The sequence below is a fragment of the Variovorax sp. P4_D9 genome (assembly GCF_056401695.1).
Genome location: NZ_JBFUIU010000974.1, coordinates 1 through 3,048 on the forward strand (window position 1 = coordinate 1; position 3,048 = coordinate 3,048).

A 3,048-nucleotide genomic window follows, 5' to 3' on the forward strand; every position below is an offset into this window, starting at 1 on the left:
GATTGCCGTCGGCGTCGAAGCCTTCGCAGTGCGCGAAGATGCGTCGCAGGCCGTCGTCCGCGAGCTGCGCGAACTCGGCCAGCTGGGCGTGGGCCGGACCATCGCATTCGCCGAGGAAGCTCAGGTACAGTGGCGGCACGCGGGGCCGCGGCAGCTCGAAGGCCTCGAGGTCGCCGAGCGTGCCGTCGGTCAGCAGCGCGAATCGCGCGAAGTGCAATCGCTCGAAACTGCCGAACGGGATCAGCGCGTTGCCGGGGTGGGCCATGCCGGGCTTCAGATTCATGGTGTCCAGCAGCTTGCGCAGGCTGGACTCGCGGCCATCGGCGACCGCCGCGATGACCATGAAATGGGACTGGGGAGTCACCGCATCAGAACTTGAGGCAGAAGTCGATCAGCCGCTCCTTGCCCCAGTAGACCTTGCCGAGATAGAGGCCGGGCCCGATGAGCCGGATTTCGTCCCGGATCCACAGGGCCACGATGGAGGTGTCGGAATAGTCGAGCACGATGCATGGCTTGCCGTCGAGCCAGCTGTCGCCCAGGTAGACCTTGGCGACGATGGCCTGGACGCCGAGGATGCTGACCTTATTCTTCAGCAGGCCCTTCTTTCCATCGAACACCTTCCCCTGCCAGCCGAAGAAATTGATGATCTTCGCGATCGACTCGGTGTAGCGGGTGTCGGGCGCGATGATCGCGGTGCCCTCGGCCTCGCCGTTTGGAATCTCTCCGGGCGGGCTGGCGCGGAACAGGTCGTCGAGTTGCTGCTGCGACAAGTCGAGCAGCTGCTGCACGTCATAGGCCATGTGCTCACTCCTGCGGGGAAGCCCCGTCGTTGACAAAGTTTCAGTCCTTCGATGGGCCACGTCAATTTGCCGAAAGAGGTGTGCGGCGCGCAGCATCCAACAAGACATCGGCCGCCTTCTCGGCGATCATGTAGATCGCCGCGGCGACGAAGAAGCCCGGGATCTGCGGGAACACCGAGGCATCCACCACGCGCAGCCGGTTCACGCCATGCACCGCGAAGGCGCGGTCGAGCACGCCACCCTCGCCGGCCGCACCGATCGCGCAGGAGCACGAGGCATGGTGACCCCACGCGGTGTTGCGCACGTAGTCGGCCAGGCCCTCGTCGCTGTCGATCGACGGACCGGGTGCCAGCTCTTCGGCGATCCATCCGCTCTTCAGCAGCGGCGCGCTCATGCGGCGCACGAAGCGGATCGCCTCCACCACCGCCTTCAGGTCCTCGCCGGCGAGATCGCTGCCTTCCTCGAAATAGTGGAAGTCCACCAGCGGCGTGTCGCGCGGGTCGGCCGAACGCAGGCGAACGGTGCCGGCACGATTGCGCGTATGGGCCTTGAGCACGGCCCAGGTCAACTGGTCGGGCTGGTCGCGGATCCACTTCGAGAAGCCGCTGAAGTAGCCCTCGAAGCGGGCCAGCAGCGCCATGCAAAAGAGATCGGGCTCCTCCTGCTGGCCCGGCGCGGCGCGCGAGCGCTGGACCACGCCGAGCGCCGCGCCGTTGGACGCATACATGCCGCTGCGGCGCTGCCGCCACTGGCGCCACAGCGAGTCGTCGCGATCGAAGCGTGCGCCCTCGAGCACCCCCCACGGCGCCCGCATGCGGTGCGTGACAGCGATCTCGTAGCGATCCTGCAGGTTGCGGCCGACACCCGGCAGGTCGATCCGCACGGGAATGCCGTGCGCCCGCAGCTCGGCCGCCGCCCCGATGCCCGACAGCATCAGCAGCTGCGGCGTGTTGAAAGCGCCGCCGCACAGGACCACCTCGCGCAGGGCCCGTACTTCGCGCCTCGTGCCGGCATCCTCGTTCGGCATCGCGTGCGCCCGGTAGAGCCGCGGGCCCTTGAGGTACTCGACACCGCAGGCGCCGCCATCGGCATCGAAGAGCACCCGCGTGGCAAGCGCGTCGAGCTCGATGTGCAGCCGGTCGGGGTGGCGAGCCGCGACCTCCAGCAGCCGCTCGCGCACGCCGCTGCGGCGATGGCCGGAGGTCGAGAGCGGCGTGTAGCAAATGCCTTCGAAGCTGCCGGGCCGCGAGCGTCGGGCATTCGGATCGCCCAGGCCGCCGCGCAACCACCGCAGCGTGCTGAGCAGCGGGGTCGGCAGGCTGCGCGTGAAGCTGCTCGCGGTCTCGCGCAGCACCCGCAGCAGGCCCTCGTCGCCGAGTACCGACAGCGGGATCGATTTCTCCGTCCGCAGCCAGCCGCTCCAGCCGTGGCCGGTGGGATCCAGCCCGACATGCCGCAGCGCGCGCCAGACTGGCCGATGCCGGCAGTCCTCGATGCGCTGCGTGTAGCGGCGCATGTGGGTCGCGCTCCACGACGGGTCGCCGGTGAGCTGTGCGATGCGATTCCAGTCGGAGGCGTGCGGTAGCATGAAGATCATCGCGTTGTGCGAAGTGCAGCCGCCGAGGCCGGCGGCGCGCGGGTAGAGCACGCCCTGCCCCGCCTGGTGCTTCCAGTCCCTGGCCTGCTGCGCCTCGTCGGCGTAGTGGCGCACGCGGAAGTCCCAGCGCAGCGCCGGGTTCTCGCAGGCGAAGGCATGGAAGGCCGGCACGTCGTAATCGTCCGGCAGGCGGGCATCGCCGCTGCGTGGGTCGCCGCCGGCATCGAGCAGGAAAACCCGCATGCCGGCCTCGGCCAGGCGGGCTGCCAGCGTGCCGCCGCCGGCTCCCGAACCGACGATCACGTAGTCCCAGTCACTCGCGTCGGCTYCGGGCATGCGTGGCGTTTCGATGGCAGTCAGAAGGTCTTCAGGAAGGAGATCAGCGCCCGCTTGTCGTCGTCGCTCAGTTCGGGCTCGCGGCCGAAGGCCTTTTCGTCGGCGCTCAAGCCCTCCTGCCGGTTGAACTCGGCGGTGCCGAAATAGTGCCCGCGGTTGACCACGAAATCACGGCACTTGCTGAGTTCGAGCATCGGCTCGCGCAGTGCCGCGAAGTGCTTGCGCAGTTCTTCGTCGCTGGCGCCGGCGGGCGCGCTCGCCAGCGCCAGCTTGAGCTTGACCAGCAGGTCGCCGACGTCCTTCACATGCGAGGCC

General features: G+C 68.5%; 3 protein-coding genes and 1 pseudogene. All 4 read right to left on the minus strand.

Annotation, left to right across the window (positions count from 1 at the left end):
• Positions 1 to 364: hypothetical protein (locus AC1DY5_RS49310; RefSeq protein WP_478121616.1), on the minus strand; the 364-nt coding region annotated here is incomplete at its 3' end.
• Between the two features lie 4 nt (positions 365 to 368).
• Positions 369 to 800, minus strand: a complete 432-nt coding sequence (locus tag AC1DY5_RS49315) for a hypothetical protein (RefSeq protein WP_478121617.1) — start codon at positions 798 to 800, stop codon at positions 369 to 371.
• Positions 801 to 861: 61 nt separating this feature from the next.
• The gene (locus AC1DY5_RS49320; protein ID WP_478121618.1) at positions 862 to 2,733 is read right to left on the minus strand and encodes a GMC family oxidoreductase; all 1,872 of its coding nucleotides are present in this window, start codon (positions 2,731 to 2,733) and stop codon (positions 862 to 864) included.
• 20 nt (positions 2,734 to 2,753) lie between these two features.
• Positions 2,754 to 3,048, minus strand: a pseudogene (locus tag AC1DY5_RS49325) (hypothetical protein); the annotation flags it as partial.

Excerpts from the sequence above, each read along its gene's own strand:
- AC1DY5_RS49315 (WP_478121617.1), bottom strand. The coding sequence starts at position 800 with ATGGCCTATGACGTGCAGCAGCTGCTCGACTTGTCGCAGCAGCAACTC.